Source organism: Fulvivirga sedimenti (assembly GCF_020328055.1).
The window spans coordinates 133,603-157,989 of sequence record NZ_JAIXNE010000006.1 but is presented as its reverse complement, the minus strand read 5'-3'; the positions used below and the strand labels follow the sequence as shown (position 1 = coordinate 157,989).

General features: G+C 44.5%; 24 protein-coding genes. 15 read left to right on the top strand and 9 right to left on the bottom strand.

Annotated elements, in window-relative coordinates:
• A complete protein-coding gene (gene ilvE, locus LDX50_RS26685; protein ID WP_225699345.1) occupies positions 1 to 915 on the top strand; it encodes a branched-chain-amino-acid transaminase in 915 nt (304 codons plus the stop codon).
• Here ilvE and LDX50_RS26680 read toward each other — a convergent pair.
• From LDX50_RS26680 to LDX50_RS26670, 3 genes are all read right to left on the bottom strand, one after another.
• A complete protein-coding gene (locus tag LDX50_RS26680) occupies positions 899 to 1,876 on the bottom strand; it encodes a TerC/Alx family metal homeostasis membrane protein (protein WP_225699344.1) in 978 nt (325 codons plus the stop codon). The two genes, ilvE and LDX50_RS26680, sit on opposite strands and share 17 nt — an antisense overlap.
• Before the next feature lie 160 nt (positions 1,877 to 2,036).
• Positions 2,037 to 2,453, bottom strand: coding sequence for a Fur family transcriptional regulator (locus tag LDX50_RS26675; protein WP_225699343.1), 417 nt, complete (start codon positions 2,451 to 2,453; stop codon positions 2,037 to 2,039).
• A gap of 35 nt (positions 2,454 to 2,488) precedes the next feature.
• Positions 2,489 to 4,318: an ABC transporter ATP-binding protein gene (locus LDX50_RS26670; RefSeq protein WP_225699342.1), complete on the bottom strand. Its 1,830-nt coding sequence runs from the start codon at positions 4,316 to 4,318 to the stop codon at positions 2,489 to 2,491.
• A gap of 153 nt (positions 4,319 to 4,471) precedes the next feature.
• Between LDX50_RS26670 and LDX50_RS26665 the strand changes: the two genes are divergently transcribed.
• Positions 4,472 to 5,395, top strand: a complete 924-nt coding sequence (locus LDX50_RS26665; protein ID WP_225699341.1) for a universal stress protein — start codon at positions 4,472 to 4,474, stop codon at positions 5,393 to 5,395.
• Here the strand turns inward: LDX50_RS26665 and LDX50_RS26660 are convergent.
• On the bottom strand, positions 5,392 to 6,324 hold the full coding sequence (locus tag LDX50_RS26660) for an acyl-CoA desaturase (RefSeq protein WP_225699340.1): 933 nt from the start codon (positions 6,322 to 6,324) through the stop codon (positions 5,392 to 5,394). The two genes, LDX50_RS26665 and LDX50_RS26660, sit on opposite strands and share 4 nt — an antisense overlap.
• A gap of 46 nt (positions 6,325 to 6,370) precedes the next feature.
• On the bottom strand, positions 6,371 to 8,986 hold the full coding sequence (gene mutS, locus LDX50_RS26655; protein ID WP_225699339.1) for a DNA mismatch repair protein MutS: 2,616 nt from the start codon (positions 8,984 to 8,986) through the stop codon (positions 6,371 to 6,373).
• 99 nt (positions 8,987 to 9,085) lie between these two features.
• On the opposite strand from mutS, the gene LDX50_RS26650 reads away from it, so the two are divergent.
• Positions 9,086 to 9,616, top strand: coding sequence for an RNA methyltransferase (locus LDX50_RS26650; RefSeq protein WP_225699338.1), 531 nt, complete (start codon positions 9,086 to 9,088; stop codon positions 9,614 to 9,616).
• A gap of 54 nt (positions 9,617 to 9,670) precedes the next feature.
• Here LDX50_RS26650 and LDX50_RS26645 read toward each other — a convergent pair whose 3' ends face one another.
• On the bottom strand, positions 9,671 to 10,294 hold the full coding sequence (locus LDX50_RS26645; protein ID WP_225699337.1) for a hypothetical protein: 624 nt from the start codon (positions 10,292 to 10,294) through the stop codon (positions 9,671 to 9,673).
• 233 nt (positions 10,295 to 10,527) lie between these two features.
• Between LDX50_RS26645 and LDX50_RS26640 the strand changes: the two genes are divergently transcribed.
• The 4 genes from LDX50_RS26640 to LDX50_RS26625 all read left to right on the top strand — a co-directional run bounded on the left by LDX50_RS26640 (position 10,528) and on the right by LDX50_RS26625 (position 14,003).
• Complete coding sequence (locus LDX50_RS26640; RefSeq protein WP_225699336.1) at positions 10,528 to 10,893, top strand: DUF4174 domain-containing protein; 366 nt, start codon at positions 10,528 to 10,530, stop codon at positions 10,891 to 10,893.
• A gap of 79 nt (positions 10,894 to 10,972) precedes the next feature.
• A complete protein-coding gene (locus tag LDX50_RS26635; protein ID WP_225699335.1) occupies positions 10,973 to 12,061 on the top strand; it encodes an efflux RND transporter periplasmic adaptor subunit in 1,089 nt (362 codons plus the stop codon).
• Complete coding sequence (locus tag LDX50_RS26630) at positions 12,058 to 13,320, top strand: ABC transporter permease (RefSeq protein WP_225699334.1); 1,263 nt, start codon at positions 12,058 to 12,060, stop codon at positions 13,318 to 13,320. Before LDX50_RS26635 ends, LDX50_RS26630 begins: the two co-directional genes overlap by 4 nt.
• Positions 13,317 to 14,003: an ABC transporter ATP-binding protein gene (locus LDX50_RS26625; RefSeq protein ID WP_225699333.1), complete on the top strand. Its 687-nt coding sequence runs from the start codon at positions 13,317 to 13,319 to the stop codon at positions 14,001 to 14,003. Before LDX50_RS26630 ends, LDX50_RS26625 begins: the two co-directional genes overlap by 4 nt.
• A 62-nt stretch (positions 14,004 to 14,065) precedes the next feature.
• On the opposite strand, the gene LDX50_RS26620 is transcribed toward LDX50_RS26625, so the two are convergent.
• Positions 14,066 to 14,491, bottom strand: coding sequence for a hypothetical protein (locus LDX50_RS26620; RefSeq protein WP_225699332.1), 426 nt, complete (start codon positions 14,489 to 14,491; stop codon positions 14,066 to 14,068).
• A gap of 96 nt (positions 14,492 to 14,587) precedes the next feature.
• Here LDX50_RS26620 and LDX50_RS26615 point away from each other — a divergent pair, with 96 nt between their 5' ends.
• Positions 14,588 to 15,307, top strand: coding sequence for a uracil-DNA glycosylase family protein (locus tag LDX50_RS26615; protein WP_225699331.1), 720 nt, complete (start codon positions 14,588 to 14,590; stop codon positions 15,305 to 15,307).
• Here LDX50_RS26615 and LDX50_RS26610 read toward each other — a convergent pair.
• Positions 15,285 to 16,493 carry a thiolase family protein gene (locus tag LDX50_RS26610; protein WP_225699330.1) on the bottom strand — a complete coding sequence of 403 codons (1,209 nt, stop codon included), beginning with the start codon at positions 16,491 to 16,493 and terminating at the stop codon, positions 15,285 to 15,287. The genes LDX50_RS26615 and LDX50_RS26610 overlap by 23 nt on opposite strands.
• Positions 16,494 to 16,544: 51 nt before the next feature.
• Here LDX50_RS26610 and LDX50_RS26605 point away from each other — a divergent pair, with 51 nt between their 5' ends.
• The 3 genes from LDX50_RS26605 to LDX50_RS26595 all read left to right on the top strand — a co-directional run bounded on the left by LDX50_RS26605 (position 16,545) and on the right by LDX50_RS26595 (position 19,921).
• A complete protein-coding gene (locus LDX50_RS26605) occupies positions 16,545 to 17,012 on the top strand; it encodes a DUF4293 domain-containing protein (protein WP_225699329.1) in 468 nt (155 codons plus the stop codon).
• A gap of 108 nt (positions 17,013 to 17,120) precedes the next feature.
• A complete protein-coding gene (gene htpG / locus LDX50_RS26600) occupies positions 17,121 to 19,016 on the top strand; it encodes a molecular chaperone HtpG (RefSeq protein ID WP_225699328.1) in 1,896 nt (631 codons plus the stop codon).
• 86 nt (positions 19,017 to 19,102) lie between these two features.
• Positions 19,103 to 19,921 carry a toxin-antitoxin system YwqK family antitoxin gene (locus tag LDX50_RS26595; protein ID WP_225699327.1) on the top strand — a complete coding sequence of 273 codons (819 nt, stop codon included), beginning with the start codon at positions 19,103 to 19,105 and terminating at the stop codon, positions 19,919 to 19,921.
• Here the strand turns inward: LDX50_RS26595 and LDX50_RS26590 are convergent.
• Positions 19,915 to 20,268: a YraN family protein gene (locus tag LDX50_RS26590; protein ID WP_225699326.1), complete on the bottom strand. Its 354-nt coding sequence runs from the start codon at positions 20,266 to 20,268 to the stop codon at positions 19,915 to 19,917. The genes LDX50_RS26595 and LDX50_RS26590 overlap by 7 nt on opposite strands.
• A 30-nt stretch (positions 20,269 to 20,298) precedes the next feature.
• Here LDX50_RS26590 and lipB point away from each other — a divergent pair, with 30 nt between their 5' ends.
• The 4 genes from lipB to rnr are packed head-to-tail and all read left to right on the top strand — an operon-like array spanning position 20,299 to position 24,378.
• On the top strand, positions 20,299 to 21,042 hold the full coding sequence (lipB, locus tag LDX50_RS26585; protein ID WP_225699325.1) for a lipoyl(octanoyl) transferase LipB: 744 nt from the start codon (positions 20,299 to 20,301) through the stop codon (positions 21,040 to 21,042).
• Positions 21,039 to 21,443: a hypothetical protein gene (locus tag LDX50_RS26580; protein WP_225699324.1), complete on the top strand. Its 405-nt coding sequence runs from the start codon at positions 21,039 to 21,041 to the stop codon at positions 21,441 to 21,443. The genes lipB and LDX50_RS26580 overlap by 4 nt, the downstream gene beginning before the upstream one ends.
• Positions 21,440 to 22,156 (top strand): 3'-5' exonuclease, encoded by a 717-nt coding sequence (locus LDX50_RS26575; RefSeq protein WP_225699323.1) that lies wholly within the window; start codon positions 21,440 to 21,442, stop codon positions 22,154 to 22,156. The genes LDX50_RS26580 and LDX50_RS26575 overlap by 4 nt, the downstream gene beginning before the upstream one ends.
• Positions 22,157 to 22,215: 59 nt before the next feature.
• The gene (rnr, locus tag LDX50_RS26570; RefSeq protein WP_225699322.1) at positions 22,216 to 24,378 is read left to right on the top strand and encodes a ribonuclease R; all 2,163 of its coding nucleotides are present in this window, start codon (positions 22,216 to 22,218) and stop codon (positions 24,376 to 24,378) included.
• Positions 24,379 to 24,387: the final 9 nt, after the last annotated feature.

Below are 24,387 nucleotides of genomic sequence, written 5' to 3'. Positions count from 1 at the left end.
ATGACGAATAAGATACAATTGCCCGATGAAAGAAATGCGGGAATTCTTGTAAACATCAACGGGAAGCTATTCCCCCGTGAGGAGGCCAGGGTCTCTGTTTTTGACAGTGTTGTACAGGGGGGTGATGCCGTGTGGGAAGGCGTAAGAATCTATGATGGAAAGGTGTTCATGCTCGAGGAGCATCTCGACCGGTTATTTGATTCGGCCCATGCGATGGCATTTGCCAATGTTCCTTCACGTGCATCAGTGCGGGAAGCCATATTTGATACACTGAATGCAAACGGTATGTATGATGAGGCTCATATCCGGCTGACGCTTACACGTGGTGAAAAAGTAACGAGCGGAATGAGCCCTGTATTTAATCAGAGCGGCTGTACACTTATTGTTCTTGCAGAGTGGAAAAAGCCGGTATACAAAACATCTGGTATATCCCTCATTACATCCTCCATTCGAAGAAATAACCCTTCTTCCATAGATTCGAAAATTCATCATAACAACCTGATCAATAATATACTGGCTAAAATCGAGGCCAACCTGGCCGGTGTGGATGACGCCGTGATGCTGGATATGATGGGGTTTGTATCAGAAACGAATGCAACGAACCTTTTCTTTATTAAAAATGACCAGGTAAAAACACCACATGCCGATAGTTGCCTGCCGGGAATCACACGCAGAAATGTTATCCGTATTTGCCATCAGCAGGGAATTCCCCTTACTGAAAGGAATATTTCCATAAGCGAAATGTATACAGCCGATGAGGTTTTCACAACCGGAACCATGGGAGAGCTTTCACCAGTATTGAAGATTGACGGACGTGTGATTGGAAATGGCAAACCGGGGCCTGTAACCCACAGGATCCAGGAGGCCTACAGGGCCATGACTCAAAATGAAGGAGTTACTATTCCGCGCCGGTAGTCCCGGCTTTTTCGGTTTTTTTCTCGGGAATGATCAATGACATTACGATTGATCCGGTGAGCGTACTGATGATCACAATAAAAGAAACTGCGGTGCTGATTTCAATGCTGAAGATTTCCAGAAGCATTTTAGCCCCGATGAAGATCAGGATCAGTGAAAGACCCCGCTGAAGGAGATAGAATTTGTCGATGATCCCCGCCAACAGGAAGAATTTGGCCCGGAGCCCCAGTACTGCGAAGATATTGGAGGTATAGATCAGAAATTCGTTTTGGGTGATAGCAAAAGCAGCTGGAATTGAATCCACTGCAAATATTAAGTCGGTGGTCTCTATGAGTATGATCACCAGGAAAAGAGATGTAAAATACAGTGTGCCGTCTTTTCTGATGGCAAATTTTCCTCCATAGTCACCGTTGATGATCCTCAGATATTTCCTGGAAAATTTCAGGATCGGATTATTACCCGGGTCGATTTCATTGCTGTCATCTTCAAAAAAGATCTTAATTCCGGAATACATAAGGAATACCCCGAAGAAGTAAAGAATCCAGTGAAACTGTTCTACCAGGTAGGCACCAAGGAAAATGAAAATGGCTCTGAAAACCAGCGCTCCAAGTATTCCCCAAAACAGAATGTTATGATAATATTTTTCGTCAACGCGGAAATACCGCAGAATGATAAGAATTACAAAGATATTGTCGACTGATAAGGCGTATTCGGTGAGGTATGCGGAAAAGAATTCCAGCGAAGGCTCTGTGCCGCCGTCGTATGCATAGATCAGGTATCCAAAGACCATTGAAATCGCCACCCAGAAAATGGACTGGTACAGGGCTGATTTGGTCGAAATGGAATGCGCCTTCTTATTGAAGACACCCAGATCAATAATTAAGAAAAGTATAATGATGGCGCCAAAAAGAGCAAAAAGTAAACCTTCATTGGCATTACCAAACATCGACAATAGCAGCATGCGATAAATTCCTTGGCCTTGAAAGACCTATTTATTTAAATTCTAATTTGTGACCGTCTGCAATTTGGCCGGTAAATGGCGCCTAAATTACAAAAATATACCACTTTCCAATGGCATTCAGGGGTTTATTCTTTCTGGAAGTATGAAGTAACCAAAATGGTCACATATTATTACATATATTACATGTGCCGGAAATTAGAATGTTCCGCTCTTCGATACTAAACCCCTCAGGCAGAATGATTTGCGGTATCGTTACGTCTTCTATGCAAACGGTATTTCCGCATTTATTACACTTGAAGTGTATATGTTCATGATGGTGTTCTTCCACCGAACAATCACTGCAGGGAGCATATTTGGTCGCTCCCGAGTCATCAAGAACTTTGTGTATCAGACCCTTCTCCTGAAAGGTCTTCAATGTCCTGTACAATGTAACCCGATCATAGCTGTCCTCAACAGCACTTTCAAGGTCGGCATGCGACATGGCATGATCATGATTTAATAAGATCTGCAGCACGTCGTGACGGCAAGAGGTGTTCTTGAGGCGATAATTCTTCAGGATTTTGGCAACGCGATCCATACTATTAAGATACACACATAGCGTATAATTTAAAACTACTCGGTTGTTTGAAATTGCAGCTCAAGAAGGTTTCGGTAAAGCCCATTCTTTTGATTTGCCAGTGTAATGTGATCACCGGATTCAATAATTTCACCGTCTCGAATTACAAGAATACGATCAGCCTTTCGGATTGTTGAAAGCCGGTGGGCAATGATAATGGAGGTACGGCCTTTCATCAGCCCTTCAAGCGCTTCCTGAACCAAAACCTCGGATTCCGCATCAAGGGAGCTCGTTGCCTCATCAAGTACTAAAATTTCTGGATCTTTCAGGATGGCCCTGGCAATGGCAATACGTTGCTTTTGACCCCCGGATAGCCGAACACCGCGCTCTCCAACCATCGTATTGAGCCCGTCTGGAAAGCGTTGGATGAATTCAAGGGCATTTGCTTTTTTTGCTGCTTCAAGTATCTCTTCCTGGGAGGCTCCTTTTTTCCCATACCCAATATTTTCTCCGATCGTTCCGCCAAAAAGGATCACTTCCTGTGGAACGATACCTACATGATCCCGATAAAAGGTGAGATCATATTCCATTACATCTTTATTATCGATGAGCAATTTGCCGGAATCCGGAAGGTAGTATCGCATCAACAGTTGGATGATGGTTGATTTGCCAGCGCCACTGGGTCCCACCAATGCAATTTTTTCGCCGGCATGAATGCTGAAAGACAGATTTCGAATCACTTTTAATTCAGGGCGGGAAGGATAGGCGAAGGTAATGCTGTTGTATGAAATATCTCCCTTGATCCGTTCCGAATGAATTTTAGGGTTATTTACTTCCTGTTCCTCCCGGATGATTTCCATAACGCGTTCTGATGCGCCAATGGCTCGTTGAAGTTGTCCGTACAAATCGCCGAGACCTGCAATGGATCCGCCGATGAATGCTGTATAGAGAACAAACCCAAATAGATCACCACTGGACATGGCGCCACTTGATACGAGTGATGCTCCATACCACATGAGCGCTACGATTCCGGAGAAGAGCACGAAAATGATAAAAGAAATGAAGGCTCCGCGGTATTTTGCTGTGCGCAAGGCGACATTGATCAATTCCCGTAATGCACGGATATAGCGGTTGGTTTCGAATTCTTCATTGGTAAATGCCTTTACAATCTGAACAGACTGCAGTGTTTCCTCGACGATAACGTTGGCATCGGCCAGTTTATCCTGCGTTTGTCGCGAGAGTCGGCGGATAAAGTTGCCAAAGACCAGGGCTGAAATAACCAGTACCGGAAAAGTAGCCAGCATGAACAGGGTTAGTTTGGGGGATACCATAAAGATGATGACACTTCCGATCACCAGGGTGGCGATCTGTCGGAAAAACTCTGCCAGTGTAACTGAAAAAGTATCCTGAAGCAGTGTGACATCAGAGGTAATCCGACTGATCAGTTCACCTACCCTGCTACGGTCGAAGAAGATCATGGGCAAGCGAACCATCCGACCGTACATATCCCTTCGCATGTCGGCCATTGCCCTTTCGTTCACCTGGGCAAAAAGATATACCCGAAAAAAGGAAAATATACTTTGAATGAATAATACGCCGATAAGTGCTATGCCGATATCTGAAATTCGTTCTACCACGTACGGATTGCCCGCCGGAAAGGGTAATTGCCAGTTCTTACCATCTGCTACGTCTACAAGCTTGCCAGCCAGGTATGGAAAGGCCAGCAGGGTTGTGCTGCTGAAAGCAAGACAGATCATTCCCAGAATGAAATAGCTCCGATACGGCTTGATATACCGCGTTATTTCAAAAAGCTTTTTTAGATTGCCTTTGGTGAGTTTACGTTTTTCTTCAGGCTCCAGGGGGCCCCTGCCTCTTTTTTTTGCCATGCTCCGTACCCGCGATTAGGCGTATGTTTTTGAATCTACAAATGTATTCACTTCTGCCTCCATAAACACAACAAATGATATGAAAAGAGGTTCACGCCCTTAAATGGGTAACTTTCTAATTTTTGCACTAACTTTAGATAAAAGATCAGCATTATGCCCCTTTATGAATTGAAACGCGTGATGGTCGGCCTGGACCTCACAGAAATGGATGACCACCTGATTGCCTATGTAAATCACCTGGTAGACCTCTTTGATCTGGATGTGGTTTACTTTCTTCATGTTGCCAAGCAGCTCAAGTTGCCCGATCGGATTCGCAGGAAATATCCTGATATCATGGCTCCGATTGATGAGTCGATTGAGAATGAGATCCGTAAAAAGATTGAAGAGAAGTTTGTGAACAGGCAGGGCACCGAATACAAGATTGAAATTAAAGAAGGGGATGCCATCGAAGAAATCCTTCACTGGACAGGTATCAAGCATGTTGATTTGATCCTTATGGGGCGCAAGCTGGACCTGGAAGGATCCGGTACCCTTGCTTTAAAGGTTGCCAGGGTAGCACATTGTTCAATTCTTTTTGTTCCCGAAGGCAGGAAGTTCAACCTTGAAAAGATCCTGGTTTCGGTAGATTTTTCAAAAACTTCAGCACTCGCACTGGAAGCGGCTGTTCGGCTGAATAAGCGTACAGCTGTACAAATTGTGCTGCATAATGCCTATGAAGTGCCGTCAGGTTATCATTTTACCGGTAAGTCGTTTGAGGAATTTAAAAACATCATGAAGCAGAATGCACAGGAAGACGCGTATGAATTTGTAGAAAAAAACGGGCTTCAAAAGGATGATGTGATGTATTCATTCACTTTTGATGACGAAGAGGACCCCGGGGAACGCGCGTACGAGGTGGCTAAGGAAATGAATGTCGACCTAATGATGATTGCTTCGCGCGGACGTACAGGTCTGGCTTCCCTTTTATTGGGAAGTGTTGCCGAGAAAATGATCCGGTACGATTCAGAAATTCCGTTACTTATTGTTAAGGACAGAAAAGAGAACCTGGGATTTTTCCAGGCTCTACTAAGACTCTAGGCTGATTTGCGAAGCTCTTCTTCCTTAAGTCGGAGAGCTTTTGCCTCGGCTTTGTTGCGGCTGTACTTAATATGCTTCGGCACTCCTTTCATGTCCCATATCAAGCCCAGCCATGAAAAGACTTTCAGTCCATAGTAAGTCAGATCAATTTCCCACCAGAAAAATCCCTGACGTGCCGCTACTTCGTAGTAGTGGTGATTATTGTGCCACCCCTCTCCCAGTGTAAGTAATGCCAGCCAAAGGCTGTTTCGGGATTCGTCGTTTGATTCATATCGCTGATTACCGAATTTGTGCATGATCGAATTAATCGAGAATGTGGCATGGTAAACCAGGATTGTACTCAGGAAAAACCCAATGAAGAGGGTGGACAGGCCGTAATGAGTGAACATCAGCCATGGGCTTCCACCGTTGACCCAGGCACCCAGCATGGTAACAATTATCGCAAGTGTTACCGGAGGAACCAGGTAGTGCTTGTTAAGCCATACCAATTCAGGATATTTCGCATAGTCACCAATGGTTTTATAATCGGTTTCCTTGTAATCCGGACCGATGATCCAACCCACATGTGAATACCAGAATCCATACAATTTCATTGAATGCGGATCTTCCGGCTGATCACTGTGCCTGTGATGGTGACGATGGTGAGCTGCCCACCACAAAGCACCTTTTTGAGCGCTCGTCTGTGCCATAAAAGCGATCACAAACTGAAACCAGCGGCTCGTTTTGTATGATTTATGTGCAAAATAGCGGTGATATCCACCGGTAATCCAGAACATTCTGAAAAAGTACAGGAATGCACATACGATCCAGTCAAAAAGTGTTGCTCCTGTCCATATCGCGGCAAGAGGAATCAAATGAACGGCAATAAACGCTATCTCCTGGCGGAGAATAGGTTTATTCCTTTTACGTAGTGTAATACTATCAGACATAATAAATATATTCTTTTGGGTGTTTTTCACCCTGATTGGCGCAAAGTTAAGACTTATTCTGTAGAACTGTTTTTATTTCATTTAGTTTCAGTAACGCTTCAACAGGTGAGATCGTATTGATGTCTAGGGCATTTAACAATTCTTCAACATTCTTGAAACGCGGATCCGCCTCAAATAAGTTCAATTGATAATTTGCTTTTGGAACCTCTGAAAGTTTTTTGGAGGTGTCGTTCTTTCGTTTATCCTTCTCCAGAAAATGCAGGATTTCATTGGCACGGATCACAACTTTATTAGGCATCCCGGCCAGTTGCGCTACATGGATACCAAAGCTGTGCTCGCTACCCCCTTCTTTCAGGGTTCGCATGAAAAGGATCTTATCTCCCGCTTCCTTTACAGACACATTGAAGTTGTGAATCCTGACAAAATCTTCCGACAGCTGATTCAATTCATGATAGTGTGTCGCGAAAAGTGTTTTTGGGCGATGATCAGGATGATTATGAAGGAATTCAAGAATACTCCAGGCAATCGAAACCCCGTCATAGGTGCTGGTGCCACGGCCAATCTCATCCATCAGGACAAGACTGCGGTTATTAAGGTTATTCAGAATGCTGGCGGTTTCTGTCATTTCAACCATGAAAGTTGATTCGCCCTTCGCCAGGTTATCTGATGCCCCGACACGTGTGAATACCTTGTCGATTATACCAATAGCCGCACTTTCTGCCGGCACAAAAGAACCCATCTGTGCCATGAGGACGATCAGTGCAGTCTGACGAAGTAAGGCGGATTTACCTGCCATATTCGGACCGGTGATCACCATGATTTGCTGATGGTCATTATCCAGATATACATCATTGGGTACATAGGGTTCCCCGGGAGGGAGCTGTTTTTCGATCACTGCGTGCCGCCCCTGCCTGATGTCGATTGTGAGTGAATCATTTACCTGAGGACAAACATATCGGTTCTGAAGAGCAACCCGTGCGAATGACATCAGGCAGTCAAGCCTGGCAATTGCACGCGCGTTCTGCTGAATTCTGTGGGTGAAATCTCCGGCGAATTCCACCATTCGGCTAAAGAGATCCTGTTCGATTGCCACGAGTTTTTCTTCAGCGTTCAGGATTTTCTCCTCATATACCTTCAATTCTTCGGTAATGTAACGTTCCGCATTTACCAACGTCTGCTTCCGGATCCACTCCTGAGGAACTTTGTTTTTATGTGTATTACTCACCTCCAGGTAATACCCGAATACTTTATTATAAGCGATTTTAAGCGAAGGAATTCCCGTCCGCTCACATTCCCGCTGTTGTATCTGAACCAGGTAATCCTTACCCGAAAACGCAATGGCACGAAGTTCATCAAGAGTTTCATCCACACCGTCACAGATGATATTTCCCTGATGCGTAACCATCGGCACCTCCTCCTTTAACTCTTTTTGCAGGCGCTCGATCAATTCGATACACGGGTCCAGTTTGATGGCGATTTCATTCAGGCCCGGATCGCCCTGAGCAGCCAGAAGTTCTGCTATACTGGGTAATATGAGCATCGATTTACGAAGCTGTGAAAGCTCCCGTGGATTGATCCTCCGTGTGGCAACTTTACTGATCAGCCGTTCCAGATCTCCGATTTTTTTCAGATGGCTTTCCAGATCGGTTAGCAAATTCCCATCCTTTACGAGGGACGAAACGATCTCATGCCTGTCCCTGATTTTTTCCGGATCACGTAAGGGCAGTACCAGCCACTGGCGAAGAAGCCTTGAACCCATCGGAGTTGTGGTTTTATCCAGAATTTGAATAAGAGCCACACCCCCTTCCTGCTGGGGGTATACCAGTTCAAGGTTTCGTATGGTGAACTTATCAAGCCAGACATGCTTATCTTCATCCAGGCGCCCGATGGAGGAAATATGGGCTGTTTCCCGATGTTCAGTTTCATCAAGGTAATGCAGGATAGCACCGGCAGCAATAATGCCGTTTTTCATCCGGTCGATACCGAATCCTTTTAAAGAACTTGTTCTGAATTGCTGCAGCAATTTTTCATTGGCAAAATCTTCACTGAATACCCATTCATCCAGCATGTAACGAGCACCATTATCGGGGATGAACCGACTGATCTCAGTCTTCTGACGCTTACAGAAGATAACTTCAGCCGGCTGAAAGCCCTGAATTAGTTTTGAAATATACGCGGCATGACCCTGGGATGTCATAAACTGACCGGTAGATAGATCCAGAAATGCGATCCCTAAGGAATTATCATTTTCGTAGTGAATGGATGCCAGAAAATTATTCCGTTTCCGGTCGAGTACATTATCGTTGAATGACAATCCGGGGGTTACGAGTTCTGTAACTCCTCGTTTCACGATACCTTTTACAGATTTTGGATCCTCCAGCTGATCACATATCGCAACCCTGTTTCCGGCACGTACCAGCCGCGGCAGATAGTTATCAAGGGCATGGTGCGGAAACCCTGCAAGTTCTACTTCGGAGGCTGAACCGTTTGACCGTTTGGTTAATACAATATCAAGTATTTCAGATGCCCTGATGGCGTCTTCTCCGAAGGTTTCGTAAAAATCCCCTACCCGAAAAAGCAAAAGTGCGCCCGGGTACTTTGCCTTGATGGCATTGTACTGTTTCATTAACGGGGTTTCCTTTGGGGCAGCAGTTTTAGGCATGGTCTAAGCTACAAATATTCTTTTTTTTGAAAGGATAATCAAGGTAAATACTCTGGCGGAAAATACCATCCCACATACTTTTTTATGCATTTTTGTCGGATGGTACGTAAGCTGTCTAATGATGAACTGGGGAGAAAGTCAGTTGGTGAATTCAGAAAATCTGAAAAACAACCCATTGCAGTAGTTTTGGATAATGTCCGGAGTATGCACAATGTGGGATCTATATTTCGTTCAGCGGATGCTTTTTTAATTGAACGCATCATCCTCACGGGGATTACTGCCTGTCCGCCCCACAGGGAAATTCAAAAAACAGCTCTTGGCGCAACGGAATCGGTCGACTGGACCTATGTGGAAAAGAGTGTCGACGCTGTACGTGAATTGCGTGCAGAAGGATATAAGATCATTGCCATTGAACAAACAGAGCCCGTAACAGAGCTTCAGGAATTTATGCCGGAACCAAATCAAAAGTATGCGCTGGTCTTTGGGAATGAAGTTTTTGGTGTGGCTGAAGAAATTGTTGCAGAGGCAGATGTATGTATAGAAATACCTCAGTTTGGAACCAAACACTCGTTGAACGTTGCGGTGAGTGCTGGAGTAGTAATGTGGGAGTTTGTATCCAGGTTAAAATAAAAAAGCTACCCTGGTTCCCCATGGATAGCCCTTTTCAACCTAAACAAAGCGTCTTTATATTGTAGTCAGTTCTTTGAGTTCATCTCCGTTGATCACCTCAAATGTGAAGTTTTCACCCTGAAGACTGCTCAGGTCATAGACCCTTTTGAAGCCGCGCTCGAAATTCACACGCTCTTCATGAAGAACCAGACCTTTTTCATTTCTGATTTTTATTTCTACTTCCTGCTGATTAGGCTTCATAACCAATAGCTGGAATTTCTTTGAACCTTCAATTCGTTGAACATTCGCTTCAAGTGATTGCAATTCGATGGTTTCTACAATTTGAGAATGATCTACGGCCTGGCGAAGAATACTGCCATCTGAATTGATCACTTCAAATGTATATGTGCCAGCTTCCAGGTTCTTAAAGTTATAAGGCAGTGCGAAACCATCCTCAGAATTAACTTTTTTGCTGTAAATCCGTACGCCCTCTTCGTTATAGAGTCGAACTTTTACTTTTCCTTCTTGTTCTGAAACATAGAACATCTTGTAGTTGGCGGGAGAAATTTTCATTACCGCCATCTTGGTTTCAGCCGTAGGGGCGGGCTTTTCTTTTTTAACTTTGTCATTGTCTCCTGCGAAAGCGAATGAAGATGCTCCGATTAAGGTCAGAGCGACCAGTGTTGTTAGAGTTTTCATGATGTTGATATTTTAAGTTTGTTGACCTACTCTATAGACGAGTGAAAGCCCCCCTGGGGTTACTTTCAGACCGTTTTTTATGATTAGTGGAGAGTTTTGCGTGCTGAATGGAGGAACCCCCGGATCGGGTTACCGCAAACCGGGGGATAAAAAGCCAGGTATTTAACGACATCAGAGGGATGAAGGGAATAAAAATATTAATAGTACTCATTTTCAGTTTTAACTTGGGGCATATGTCTTTTTCACAATCCTATGAGAAGCAGTTCATTTGGAGCAAAAGGGTGATCATTCTGCTGGCAGATTCTCCCGATAATAAAAATTTCAAAACCCAAATGAAGATTTTCGGTATGGAAAAAAAGGAGATGGAGGAGCGTGACCTGATTGTATTAACCAATCATTCCGCGGAGATTCCTGTCTCCGACCGTATGCAGTTGTTTCAAAAGTATGCATCTGTGAATACCGATTTTACCATTCTTTTATTAGGGAAAGACGGAGGAGTTAAGCTGAAAAAGAATGAACCGGTGTCTGCCAGCGAGTTGTTTTCACTCATCGATTCGATGCCGATGCGGCGCAGTGAAATGAAAGACCAAAAGAGATAGGATCAATTTACCTTTCAGAGGGAGTCAGTCCGTACTTTTCAGGGGGATTGTGTAAATTAAACCTGATAAGATAAAAGACATGACATTATTGAGGATTATGATTCTTCTGCCGGTTCTTTTGATGGCTTCCTGCGGTACAGATAATTCGGGAATCAAGCCGGAAAAAGTGGCCATCACAGAATCGGTATACGCATCCTTAACCATTCAGCCAGACAGCATGTACCAGGCCTATGCTGTTGTTTCGGGAATAGTTGAGCAGAATCTGGTGGAAGAAGGCGACCTGGTAAGGGTTGATGATCCCCTCGTTAAAATCAGGAACGACGCCCCTGAACTAAACCTGGCGAATGCCCGACTGGCTCTGGAGCAGGCACGGGATGATTTACAGGGCCGCAACAATGCCCTGGCCGATCTGGAAAACCAGATTGAGACCATGCGGTTGCAGCAGCGCGATGACAGCCTGAACTTTGAGCGTCAACGGCGGTTGTGGGAACAAAAGATCGGTACACAGACAGAATTTGAAAGAAGAAAACTTGCCTACCAGTTATCCTCGAATCAGCTGACCAATCTGAAAGTGGCCTATCGAAGGCTGCGGCAAGACCTTGAAATCCGGTATCAGCAGGCCATGAACAATTATGAGGTTGCCAGGGTGAACACCGGCGATTACACGGTAAGGAGCAAGATTGATGGTAAGGTGTACGCTCTTCAAAAAGAACCGGGTGAAACAGTATCAATGCAGGAGCCTGTAGCGATGATTGGCAGCGCTTCACGATTTATGATCGAAATGCTAATTGATGAACGTGATATTGCACGTATTCGATCAGGCCAGGAAGTGCTCATCTCACTGGAAGCATTTGACAACGCAGTATTTCAGGCGAAGGTTATAAAAATATACCCACAGAAGAACGAGCGGAATCAAACCTTTAAGGTGGAAGCACAATTTGAAAAGGATGCTCCCGCTGTTTTATATGCCGGATTGTCCGGCGAAGCCAATATCGTTATCGACCAAAAAGAAGCAGCGCTTACTATTCCGTTAGATTATCTTTCGGAAAATTCAACGGTATTAACTGATAGTGGTGAGATACCCGTGACAACAGGCCTTCGAAGTCTTGACAGGGTTGAGATACTGGAAGGGATCAATTCTGAAACCTTGATCTACAAACCCGAATGACAAACTGGAAGGTTATTCTTTCGATTTCCAAAACGCATTTGCTTTCACGCCTGAAGCAGACCAGTATCGCTGCACTCGGAGTAACTTTCGGTATCTCCACATTTATTATTTTGGTAAGCTTCATGACAGGGCTGAATAACCTGCTCGACGGATTGATTCTTGACAGGACACCCCATGTTCATCTTTACAACGAACTGGCACCCAGCGAACGCCAACCGGTTGATCTTTATGAGGGATTCAGTGACAGCTGGAATGTGGTTCATTCTGTTAAACCAAGGCTCAGCCAGGAGCGAATTCACAATGCCCTGCCCATAATCACATATCTTCGTGAGCATAAAAAAGTACTGGGTGCAACCCCGCAGGTACAGATCAATGGATTCTACATCGCCGGATCCATTCAGCTGAATGGCGTTCTCAACGGCGTTAATATCGGGGATGAAATCTCCCTGTTCAATATCGATCAATATATTGTTAACGGGGATCCTTTTGCGCTTGACCGGATTGACAATGGCATCATTCTGGGTGCCGGTGCGGCTTCAAAATTATCCGTCAATATAGGTGACCGCGTACAGGTTATGTCGGCCAACAGTGAGATTTTTCCATTAAAGATTGTGGGGATTTACCAGAGCGGACTGGCCGAAATTGATAATGTGCAGAGCTACATTTCCATTAAATCAGCACAGCGTATCCAGGGCGAGGGTACTAATTACATAACAGACATCAATATTAAATTGACGGATATCGAATTGTCACCCTCTTTTTCAAAGCAGCTTGAGAGCATGTTTAATGTTACCGCGATCGATATTAATACGGCAAATGCACAGTTTGAAACAGGTACTTCCATCCGGAACATTATAACCTATGCCGTGTCTGTAACGTTGCTCATTGTCGCAGGATTCGGGATTTATAATATTCTGAATATGGTGATATATGAAAAAATGAACGACATCGCTATTCTGAAGGCAACCGGATTTTCAGGACGTGATGTAAAGCTGATTTTTATGAGCCAGGCAATGCTCATCGGTCTTGCAGGAGGGTTTTTAGGTCTTGTATTTGGGCATCTCATTGCCGTGGCTATTGATCACACCCCGTTTGAAACCCAGGCCCTGCCAACAGTAGATACCTTTCCCGTGAATTTTAATCCTGTTTTCTATTTGATTGGGGTCATCTTCGCGTTAACAGCCACATTTTTTGCGGGTTATCTGCCGGCCCGAAGAGCCGAAAAAATTGATCCTGTTGAAATTATCCGAGGCCAATGAGCTACGTAATTGAAGCAAAGAATATTAACAAACATTTCTATGACCCCGTAGATTATCATGTTCTCCGTGATATTTCGTTCCGAATTAAAAAAGGTGAGTTTGTTTCAATTATGGGCAAATCGGGCTGTGGGAAATCAACATTGCTTTATATTCTGTCCACCATGGATTCCGACTATACCGGCGAACTGTATCTTGGCGGAAATCTGCTCTCCGGGCAGGATCAGAAAGAACTGGCGAGAGTAAGAAACGTGCACATCGGCTTTGTTTTCCAGTTTCATTATCTGTTGCCTGAGTTTACCGTATTGCAAAACGTCATGCTGCCCGCACTTAAACTGGGACGTAAACCGGCTTCGCAGGTAAAAGAAGATGCAATGAAAAAACTCGAGTTGCTGGATATTGGAGATCAGGCGCATAAACTGGCCCATCGTATTTCAGGCGGACAAAAACAGCGTGTTGCCATTGCTCGCGCACTCATCAATGACCCTGATATTATCATGGGAGATGAACCCACTGGAAACCTGGACAGCAGGAATAGTGAAAATGTCTTCAATATATTCAGGGAATTATGTGATAAGGGCCATCTTTCCCTGTTGGTCGTGACACACGACATTGATTTTGCCAAAAAAACAGACCGGATTCTCGAAATGGAGGACGGCCGGATCATTGGTGGAAATGATATATAAAAAAACCGGCCAAAAGCAGATCTAATGATCACCCCTGGCCGGTTTCAGCTTACAGATCGTGTCTATTTAGTCAGAGTAATGGTAGTAACTCCAAATAATCCGGTATCAATTGAAATCACGAGTTTGTTATTCGTGAATTGCTCAATGGTCCATTCTCCGGAGTAACTTCCCCCCTGCTGAGAATCATTATCCTCGATGATCAGCGTGGTATTGTCAGTTCCGAAAGTATAGTTGAATGTGCCACTTGTTTCGTCGGACGCCATATAATCGATTCCGGTACAGTCACCGGTTGCGCAACCTTCGAAAGTTAACCATGAACCGTCGCCCGGAACGCTCACATCAAAAAGTGTTTGAGAGTCTACCACCCACTTACCAACAATTCGTTCGTTTACATCTACAATCAGTTCTTCACTTTCAGACTCACTGCAGGAAGTAAAACCAATGACCGACAGGCCAAGGAGAATTAAAAAATAGTTGAATCGTTTCATAATTTTTAAATTTTGTATGTGCAGAATTCTGCGTTGTTTTGAGTTAATGCATGCCTTATTCCAATAGTAACACGCCATGTAAGAATTGAAGACATTTTGTATTTAATTGAAAATAAGCAACTTGAAGTGATGACATTCGGCGAAAAGATTTTTAAGTACTACCAGCAGATTAATGTTCCACAAGACCTGCCGACAGGAGTCGAGGTTTTATATCCCTTTGATTCGACAGAAGTAGCAGACCTTACGAGGTCGTTTTATATGCGCTATTTTAATGACAAACGACCACGCACTTTTCTGATTGGGATTAACCCCGGGAGATTTGGAGGTGGATCAACCGGTATTCCCTTTACCGATCCAAAAATACTTGAGGAGAAGCTTCAAATCCCGAATACCCTTGATAAGCGTCATGAACTTTCTTCCAGGTTTGTTTATCAGATGATTGATGCGCTGGGCGGGCCCGAGAAATTCTATGATTCATTTTACTTTACTTCCGTTTGCCCTCTCGGTTTTGTCAGGGATGGGAAAAACCTGAATTATTACGATGACAAGGCTCTCGAGGAGGCACTTGAGGAATATATGGCCGGTGAAATGCGAAAGCAATTAGATTTTGGCGGCAATGAAATTGCCTTCAGCCTGGGGATGGGAAAGAATATTAAGTTCCTGAAAGAATTTAACCGGCGCCATAACCTGTTTAAGGAAATCCGCCCATTACCGCATCCCCGCTGGATCATGCAATACCGGTTAAAGCGGCTTGATGAATTTATTGGGGTTTACCGGGAAACGCTTGCACCCTTTATGCCAGATTTTCATAAATAATGGCGGCTCCCTGTCCTACCCCCACACACATCGTGGCCAGACCGTATTTCACATTGGGCCTCTTTTGCATTTCGTGAATCAGGGTTGCTGAGATCCGTGTTCCGCTTGCGCCCAGTGGGTGCCCGATCGCGATCGAACCACCATTTACATTTACAATTTCCGGATCAAGGTCAAGATCCCGGATACACGCGATAGATTGTGCTGCGAAGGCCTCATTCAGTTCAACCAGCCCAATGTCTGATAACTTGAGCCCGGCACGTTTGAGTGCTTTCCTTGTCGCAGGAACCGGTCCGATACCCATGCAGTCGGGATTTACCCCTGCAATGGCCATGCTTACGATGCGGACTTTCGGACTGGCCGAAAGCTGTTTGAGAAGACTTTCATGTACGATTAGCGAAGCGGCTGCTCCGTCATTGATTCCCGACGAATTACCCGCTGTTACTGAACCACCGTCACGGAAAGCGGGTTTCAGTCCGCCTAAAACTTCCACCGAAGAAAGGCGCGGATGCTCATCCTTGTTAAATATTATAGGATCCTGTTTGCGTCGGGGTATTTCCACCGGAGTAATTTCATCTTTGAATTTTCCGGCATTATGAGCGGCCTCATACTTTTCCTGCGATCCATGTGCAAAGATATCCTGTTCTTCCCGCGAAATCTTCCAGGATGAAGCCACGTTTTCTGCCGTTTCTCCCATTGCAAAGGGATAATACTTTTCTGCAAGTTTCGGGTTGATGAAGCGCCATCCGATGCTGGTATCGTAAAGCTGCTGTCCACGGTCATAACCATATTCAGCTTTTCCAAGTACATACGGAGCCCGTGACATACTTTCAACACCTCCGGCAACATAAGCTTCGCCTTCCCCCAGCATGATCGCCCTGGAAGCATCCATAATCGATTGTAGACCCGATGCGCATAAACGGTTTACGGTGACACCTCCCGCCTCAATAGGTACACCTGCCATGAGCAGTGCCATGCGCGCTACGTTGCGATTGTCTTCACCGGCCTGGTTTGCAGCACCCAGAATAACATCTTCTATGACCCCCGGATCAAGATCCTGATTACGACGCAAAAGAGCGCGAATAACATCAGCTGCGAGGTCATCCGGTCTAACTCCCGCAAGGGTTCCTCCAAACTTTCCAACAGGTGTACGTACAATATCGATAATATAGGCTGCAGATGAACTCATGACATTCCCAAAATTTGGTTTACTTTGCATGCAAATTAAAGCAATAGGGATATGTTACAAAGAATCCAAACCGTATTTCTCTTTCTCATTGTCCTCTTTATGACAGGGGTTTTGTTTTTCAATGTATGGACCGGCACCTCTGATGAAGGGATTGTTAACCTTACCTCGTTCTACCTGGAGATTATTGCCGGTGAGGAGACCGAGTTCGTTTCGAATCCATATCTTATAATTGCTGTCCTGTCTATTGCCTCGGCAACCCTCGCCATGATCGAGATATTCAGGTACCGAAACCGGTTGTTGCAGATCAAACTGGGGGCGCTCAATTCACTGTTTATGGCCGCAACGATCGTTTCAATGGTGCTTTTCAGCAACAGCCTCACTGAAACCTATGCTGTTCAGACTTCACAATATGGTATATCACTCTACCTTCCGGTTGCTGCCATGATCTGTAACCTGCTCGCGAACCGTTTCATCCGAAAAGATGAAAAACTGGTTCGATCGGTCGACAGGATCCGATAAGCTGACATAATTGACAGCATTCACAGGCATATTATGTCAATATGTCACGGGACACCTTTCTGGAATGGAATTTGAAAATCCCTTTGCGGAATTAAAGCAAAGATGACTATGCAAGAGAAAGGTACTATTTCGATTCATACGGAAAACATTTTTCCGATAATCAAGAAATTTTTATACTCAGATCACGAGATTTTTTTACGTGAACTGATATCCAACGCCGTGGATGCTACCCAGAAGCTAAAGCGGCTCACCCTTATGGGCGAAAACAAGGATGAGGAGGGTGACCTTACTATCCATGTGAGCTTCGACAAGGACAAAAAAACCATCACCATCAGTGATCATGGTATCGGCATGACGGCCGACGAGATCAAGAAGTATATCAACCAGATCGCATTTTCTGGGGCGACCGAATTTGTCGAGAAATTCAAGGGTAAAGATGATATTAAGGACATAATCGGAAAGTTTGGTCTTGGATTCTATTCGGCATTTATGGTGGCTTCGAAAGTAGAGATCATCACAAAATCCTACCAGGAAGGCGCGTCACCGGCAAAATGGGTTTGTGATGGAACCACTGAATTCGAGATCATGCCAACAGAAAAGGAAAGCCGCGGCACGGATATTATTCTTCACATCGCCGAGGACTCTGTAGAATTCCTGGACGAATGGCGGATCAAAGGCATCCTCGACAAATATTGCCGCTTCCTTCCTGTACCCATTCAGTTTGGAACCACGGAAGAGCGCGTGGAGGATGGAAAAGACGAAGAGGGAAAACCCAAATACAAAACCGTAACCAGTCCGCGAATCATTAATGACACGGAACCGTTATGGACAAAATCTCCCTCGGAACTGAAGGATGAAGACTACCTGGAGTTTTACAGGACTCTATATCCAATGTCTGAAGAACCGTTATTCTGGATTCACCTGAACGTCGATTATCCCTTCAATCTCACCGGTATTTTGTACTTCCCCAGAGTGAAGAATGATTTCGAGGTTCAGAAAAACAAGATTCAGCTTTATTCACGTCAGGTGTTCATCACAGATGAAGTAAAGGATGTGGTTCCTGAGTTCCTGATGCTCTTGCACGGGGTGATCGACTCACCGGATATTCCCCTGAATGTGTCGCGGAGTTATTTGCAGTCTGACAGTAACGTTAAAAAGATCAATGCGCACATAACCAAGAAAGTCGCCGACAAACTTGGAGAGTTATTCAGGAACGACCGGGCGTCTTACGAGTCGAAGTGGGATGACATTGGAATCTTCGTGAAGTACGGAATGCTTAGTGAGGATAAATTTTATGAAAAGGCAAAGGACTTTGCACTTTTCAAAAGTACGGATGACAAGTATTTCACTCTGGATGAATATCGCGAGAAGGTAGCACCGTTGCAAACCGACAAGGACGAGCAGGTCATTTATCTGTATACAACAGATCCCGGCAAGCAGGATACATTTATTTCGAATGCTAAAAAGCGGGATTACGATGTTCTTTTAATGGATTCTGTTATTGATCAGCACTATGTGAATTTCCTCGAGCAAAAACTGGAAAAAACACAACTCAAGCGAGTAGATGCTGATACCATTGATAAACTGATCGATAAGGATGAAAACCTGGAAAGTGTTCTTTCAGATGATGAAAAGGACAAGGTAAAGACCATCTTTGAAGAAGCGGTGAAGAATCAGCAGATGACTATTTCTGTTGAATCGTTGTCGCCCGAAGACCTTCCGGTTACTATAACCATGAATGAATTCATGCGGCGCATGAAGGATATGGCACGTACCGGTGGTGGAGGATTCGCCATGATGGGCAATATGCCGGATCAGTTTGAGCTGACTGTGAATGGGAACCATCCGCTGATCGGTAAAATTCTGCGATCTAAAAAAGCAGAGAAAAAGCACCAGCTGGCAAAGCAGGCATATGACCTGGCAATGCTTTCGCAGAATATGCTCACGGGCAATGATCTCACCCGGTTTATTCAGCGAAGCGTGGAACTTGCGTCGGAGCAATAGTGTTAATACTCTGAAAAGTACAGGCCATCCATTACCGGATGGCCTTTTTAATACTAAAAAATTGAAGAAAACGTTATCTTGACGTCATGAAGAGATTCGTTGCTATTATTTTTATTTTTTGCACGGCGAATGCATTTGCTCAGAGCGATGGCAGGGACCCATCCAGTAAGGATGAGTATTTTTCTATAAATCCGCCGGCTACGGTTAACCTCTCTACGGATGAGGAAAAAAAGGATGATGGTTTTATTGAGGTCCCGGAGAAGAAGCGGAAGAAAAAGGTTTTTTACGGGATGAAAACCAAGAAGAAATTTACCCGTGACGGCGATACCTATGAGCTTTTTTATGTCCTCAAGGAGTTCAAACTTCCTGACCCCTATGTACGTGATATTTACTGGCTGGATTACAAGGTCAACAAGATCAAGAGTGGAGGGGAAATAGAGCCCGGAGACGGTGCAATTCTTCATGGTCCGTATAAAAAGGTAAAAGATGAACAGGTAATTGAGGAAGGCATCTTTTATATGGGCACCAAGCATGGAAGATGGGTAAGTTACAATAAGCAGAACGTTCTCATCGACAAGGAGAAATACTACCAGGGATGGCCAAGGGAATCCCAGGTGAGCTACTATGACAGTGAACGCAGGAAGATGAAGGAAATCATCCCGATTGAATACGGGGAGAAAGAGGGTAATTATTATTACTTCTATCCCAACGGTAAAGTGGCGGTTCGTGGTGAATATCACTGGGACCATCCTGTTGGTGAGTGGACCGAATATTACCCCTCCGGTTTTCGCAAGAAAATCGTTCGTTATGATAAGGACCCTTTTGAAGACGAATTCCGGCCGTACATTGTTAAAGAGTGGGATCCTCGCGGGAAGGTGGTTTACGAAGACAATAAAGTTCAGTAGAATGCGTCTCTGAAATGACATAACTGGGTGTTGGGCCCCTGGATTACTACAGATATTATATCGAAGCGAACCATCCCCCGCCAGTCCTTTTGGAGTAGATAGGCCTCTGCGGCAGTCAGAATCCGCTCTATTTGCCCATCGGAAATCATTGTTTCGGGGAAACCGAAATGCAGCGAAGATCTTGTTTTTACTTCAGCGAAAACCATCAGCTGATCTTTGCGAACAATCAGATCAATTTCAGCTCTGCCGAACCTGAAATTCCTTTCAAGGACCTGGAATTTGTTCCGTTTGAAATAAGCCATGGCCATGTCTTCCCCACGCTTACCCATACCGTATCTTTTATTCATTTCTTGCTACCTTTGCTATAAGAAGAAATCGTGAATCAGCTAATCAATAGGACAGTACAATTTTTGGATCTGGGACGGACAGATTATAAAGAATGCTGGGATTTTCAAACCCGGCTATTCGACGGGATTGTATCAACCAAAATTGAAAACCGGAAAAAGCCGGTTTCTGAACAACAGACAACCCAAAATTATATGCTGTTTTGTGAGCATCCACATGTGTATACACTTGGAAAGAGCGGGGAAGAATCAAACCTCCTGGCGGATGCTTCACGTCTTGAGGAAATTGGGGCGACATACTATCGTATCAACCGGGGGGGAGATATTACCTATCATGGCCCGGGGCAGATCGTAGGTTATCCCATCCTGGATCTTGAGAATTTTTTTACAGATATCCATAAATATCTCCGTTTTCTGGAGGAAGCGGTAATGTCAACACTGGATGAGTATGGAATTCAAACAGGCAGAATTGAAGGACTTACCGGGGTGTGGGTTGATTCTGAGAGTAAAGACCCCAGAAAGATTTGTGCATTAGGTGTAAAATCAAGCCGTTGGGTGACAATGCATGGGTTTGCTTTCAATGTAAATACCGATCTTTCCTATTTCAACAATATTATTCCCTGTGGAATTGATGATAAAGGGGTTACATCCATGCAGCAGGAACTTGGACGGCCTGTTGATCTGAAGGAGGTATCAGAAAGGCTGAAGGATCATCTTGTCAGGATTTTTGGAATGGACCGGCGCGATATTGAACAGATTGAAACGATATCCCAATGAAGGAAGACATTGATATACCACAAGTCACCAATGTGCGCGTTGCTATCGGGCGCCATATAAATGAATTGAACCAGGCCGAATGGCAGGTTTATTTACTGAATCAGAACGATCATCTGATCAGCAATGTACTGGTTTCATCAAAAGGCTACGGAGAAAAGGAGGGAGAGCCTCAAAAGACATCCGTTTTGCGTCATTATTTCGAGGAGATCGGTCCGCAAACTTCAGCTAAAATTGAACCGATTCACCCCGATGTTTTTCATTTAAATAATGAATACTGGGTGAGTTATTATCATGATGGAAAAGTATTCGACAAGAAATACATTTTTTTGCCGGATACCATTCAGGAAGGAAACTTGCTCTACATTGATATGATTGAAACCGAGGGAGTACTACACTCATGAGCAGGTATCCTTTACATGATATTTTATTTCTGGATATTGAGACTGTGAGTAGTTTTCGCCGAATGGATGAAATGGATGAGCGATTGCAAAAAGAATGGACTCGCAAGTCAAACTATCATCAACGTTTGGAGGAAAAATCTGCCGAAGAGCTTTATCCGGAACGGGCGGGTATTTACGCTGAGTTCGGGAAGATCATCGTAATAGGTCTTGGTTTTTTCACAAAAAGTCCGGACGGGCTAATTTTCAGGCTTAAGGCACTATCGGGAGAAAATGAAAAAGAGTTATTGCAGAATTTCCGCAATATTTTACTGCGGTTTGATTCGGAAAAACTCCAATTATGCGCCCATAATGGTAAGGAATTTGATTTTCCCTACCTCTCGAGAAGGATGCTGATCAACGGGATTGCCTTGCCTGATGTGTTGAAACTTGCAGGAAAGAAGCCCTGGGAAGTGCAGCACCTGGATACAATGGAGATGTGGAAATTTGGTGATTACAAGCACTATACGTCACTTGATTTGCTGGCGGCGCTGTTTGAAATTGATACGAGCAAATCTGAGTTGGACGGAAGTAAGGTAGGAAAGGCGTATTATGAAGAGGGCGACCTTGAAAGTATCACGAGGTACTGTCTGAACGATGTGGAAGTGGTAGCAAGGGTTTACCTTCATCTGACCGAACAACATGACCTTACTTTTGATGTTGTTTATGCGGATTGAATCAATAAATGGGCAATGTGTTCATATCCTGTGTTTGCTTCTCTAACTTTACTGAAATTATGAGCAAGAAAAGAAAAAAATTAAAAGGGGGTAAGGGAGAGAATATTCAGGAGAAACTTCGGGGTAAGATCATGTCTCTTCTGAATCACCATATTCACAAGGCATATACATCTGCGCAGGTTACCAAAAAACTTGGCTTCAGAAGAAAAGACTATAACCGGGAGATTCCTGTAGTGCTCGCACAACTGGAACGGGAAGGTAAAATCGCTAAACTGTCGAACGGCGGATATAAAAGTATTCGTGAACCTGAATTCATGGTAGGTCGCGTAGATCACGTGAACGCGCGTTTTGCTTATGTAATACCCACTGAGGGAGATCAGGATGTTTATGTTAAGACAACCGATCTCAAATTTGCCATGGATGGTGATATTGTCCGGATAAGTGTTCAGCCGGGCAGGCCAGGGCAGCGGCCGGAAGGTCGCGTAATGGAAATTGTCGAGCGGACACGCGATACGATTGTTGGGAGAATAGAATTTTCAACGCGTTACGCGTTCGTTATTCCCGATAACCGGAAGCTCCATCAGGATATATTTATTCCACTTGACGCTGCAGATAAAGCCGCGCATAACGACAAGGTAATTGTATCAATTACCCAATGGCCGGCACCCGACCGGAGCCCTGAAGGCAAGGTGATCCGTATACTGGGTAAAGCCGGTGATAATGATGCGGAAATTCATTCGATCATGGCTGAATTCGATCTTCCCTTTGAATTCCCTGAACATGTGATTCAGGCCTCTGACAGTATCCAGGGAAAGATCACAGCGAAAGACATCAGTCAAAGAAAAGACTACAGGGATATCCTTACTTTCACTATCGATCCCGAAGATGCAAAAGACTTTGATGATGCCATTTCTTTCCAGGTTCTGGAGGATGGAACATATGAGATAGGCGTACACATCGCGGATGTAACGCACTATGTACAACCCAATACGGCACTTGAGAAAGAGGCATTTGACCGCGCTACTTCTGTGTACCTGGTAGACCGGACTGTTCCCATGCTGCCTGAAAGACTTTCAAATGAATTGTGTTCTTTGAGGCCCCGGGAAGATAAGCTCACCTTCGCAGCGATTTTCCGGATGAATGACAAGGCGGATGTGTTGAGTGAATGGTTTGGCAGAACAGTCATACACAGCGATCGCCGCTTTACGTATGAAGATGCACAGGCAGTGATAGAAACCGGGGTTGGAGACCTTTCCCAGGAACTCGTATTACTTAATACACTGGCAAAGAAATTACGGGATCGCCGCTTCAAACATGGCGCTGTGAATTTTGAATCCACCGAGGTGAAATTTAAGCTGGATGAGAAAGGGAAGCCACTTGGGGTAATACCCAAGGTACGTAAGGATGCGCATAAGCTGATCGAGGAATTTATGCTTCTGGCCAATCGTCAGGTGGCGACCTTTGTTTATAAAATGAAAAAGGGTAAGGACAAAAATACCTTTGTGTATCGTACACATGATTTCCCGGACCCTGAAAAGATTAATTCCTTCGCATTATTTGCCAGGAAATTTGGCCATCAGCTTAAAACAGATGATGCGGCCATATCCAATTCAATAAATTCGCTGCTTGCCGAAATTGAAGGTAAGCCCGAGGAGAATGTATTGCAGCAACTCGCCATCAGGGCCATGGCCAAAGCGAAATATACTACCAAGGAGATGGGGCATTTCGGACTGGCCTTTGAGCATTACACACACTTCACATCACCGATTCGGAGATATCCTGATATGATGGTTCACCGTCTGTTGCAACACTATCTGGATGGGGGTAAATCTGCGGAGGCGGAAGAGACAGAAAAGAAGTGTGTTCATTCTTCTGAGCGGGAAAAACGTGCATCTGATGCCGAACGCGCATCGATCAAATACAAGCAGGTGGAATTTATGGAGTCCGTTGGTGATAAGGTATTTAATGGCATTATCAGTGGTGTGACGGAATGGGGAATTTACATTGAGATCGTAGAAACCAAGTGTGAAGGAATGGTGAGAATGGTAGATATGCGCGATGATTTCTATGAATTTGATGAAAAGAATTATCGTATCATTGGCCGTAAGAATAAGCGGATGTTCACGTTGGGAGATGAAGTTTACGTACGCGTAAAAAACACGGATATCGACCGAAGGACTATCGACCTCGAGTTCGCCGATCCTTCTGAAATGACGATTTAATCAGAACCT

Excerpts from the sequence above, each read along its gene's own strand:
- LDX50_RS26665 (WP_225699341.1), top strand. The coding sequence starts at position 4,472 with ATGCCCCTTTATGAATTGAAACGCGTGATGGTCGGCCTGGACCTCACA.
- rnr (WP_225699322.1), top strand. The coding sequence starts at position 22,216 with ATGAGCAAGAAAAGAAAAAAATTAAAAGGGGGTAAGGGAGAGAATATT.
- ilvE (WP_225699345.1), top strand. The coding sequence starts at position 1 with ATGACGAATAAGATACAATTGCCCGATGAAAGAAATGCGGGAATTCTT.
- LDX50_RS26620 (WP_225699332.1), bottom strand. The coding sequence starts at position 14,491 with ATGAAACGATTCAACTATTTTTTAATTCTCCTTGGCCTGTCGGTCATT.
- LDX50_RS26640 (WP_225699336.1), top strand. The coding sequence starts at position 10,528 with ATGTCTTTTTCACAATCCTATGAGAAGCAGTTCATTTGGAGCAAAAGG.
- LDX50_RS26675 (WP_225699343.1), bottom strand. The coding sequence starts at position 2,453 with ATGGATCGCGTTGCCAAAATCCTGAAGAATTATCGCCTCAAGAACACC.
- LDX50_RS26645 (WP_225699337.1), bottom strand. The coding sequence starts at position 10,294 with ATGAAAACTCTAACAACACTGGTCGCTCTGACCTTAATCGGAGCATCT.
- LDX50_RS26680 (WP_225699344.1), bottom strand. The coding sequence starts at position 1,876 with ATGCTGCTATTGTCGATGTTTGGTAATGCCAATGAAGGTTTACTTTTT.
- mutS (WP_225699339.1), bottom strand. The coding sequence starts at position 8,986 with ATGCCTAAAACTGCTGCCCCAAAGGAAACCCCGTTAATGAAACAGTAC.
- LDX50_RS26670 (WP_225699342.1), bottom strand. The coding sequence starts at position 4,318 with ATGGCAAAAAAAAGAGGCAGGGGCCCCCTGGAGCCTGAAGAAAAACGT.
- LDX50_RS26580 (WP_225699324.1), top strand. The coding sequence starts at position 21,039 with ATGAAGGAAGACATTGATATACCACAAGTCACCAATGTGCGCGTTGCT.
- LDX50_RS26605 (WP_225699329.1), top strand. The coding sequence starts at position 16,545 with ATGTTACAAAGAATCCAAACCGTATTTCTCTTTCTCATTGTCCTCTTT.
- LDX50_RS26660 (WP_225699340.1), bottom strand. The coding sequence starts at position 6,324 with ATGTCTGATAGTATTACACTACGTAAAAGGAATAAACCTATTCTCCGC.
- LDX50_RS26595 (WP_225699327.1), top strand. The coding sequence starts at position 19,103 with ATGAAGAGATTCGTTGCTATTATTTTTATTTTTTGCACGGCGAATGCA.
- LDX50_RS26625 (WP_225699333.1), top strand. The coding sequence starts at position 13,317 with ATGAGCTACGTAATTGAAGCAAAGAATATTAACAAACATTTCTATGAC.
- LDX50_RS26635 (WP_225699335.1), top strand. The coding sequence starts at position 10,973 with ATGACATTATTGAGGATTATGATTCTTCTGCCGGTTCTTTTGATGGCT.
- LDX50_RS26590 (WP_225699326.1), bottom strand. The coding sequence starts at position 20,268 with ATGAATAAAAGATACGGTATGGGTAAGCGTGGGGAAGACATGGCCATG.
- htpG (WP_225699328.1), top strand. The coding sequence starts at position 17,121 with ATGCAAGAGAAAGGTACTATTTCGATTCATACGGAAAACATTTTTCCG.
- LDX50_RS26650 (WP_225699338.1), top strand. The coding sequence starts at position 9,086 with ATGGTACGTAAGCTGTCTAATGATGAACTGGGGAGAAAGTCAGTTGGT.
- LDX50_RS26610 (WP_225699330.1), bottom strand. The coding sequence starts at position 16,493 with ATGAGTTCATCTGCAGCCTATATTATCGATATTGTACGTACACCTGTT.
- LDX50_RS26575 (WP_225699323.1), top strand. The coding sequence starts at position 21,440 with ATGAGCAGGTATCCTTTACATGATATTTTATTTCTGGATATTGAGACT.
- LDX50_RS26630 (WP_225699334.1), top strand. The coding sequence starts at position 12,058 with ATGACAAACTGGAAGGTTATTCTTTCGATTTCCAAAACGCATTTGCTT.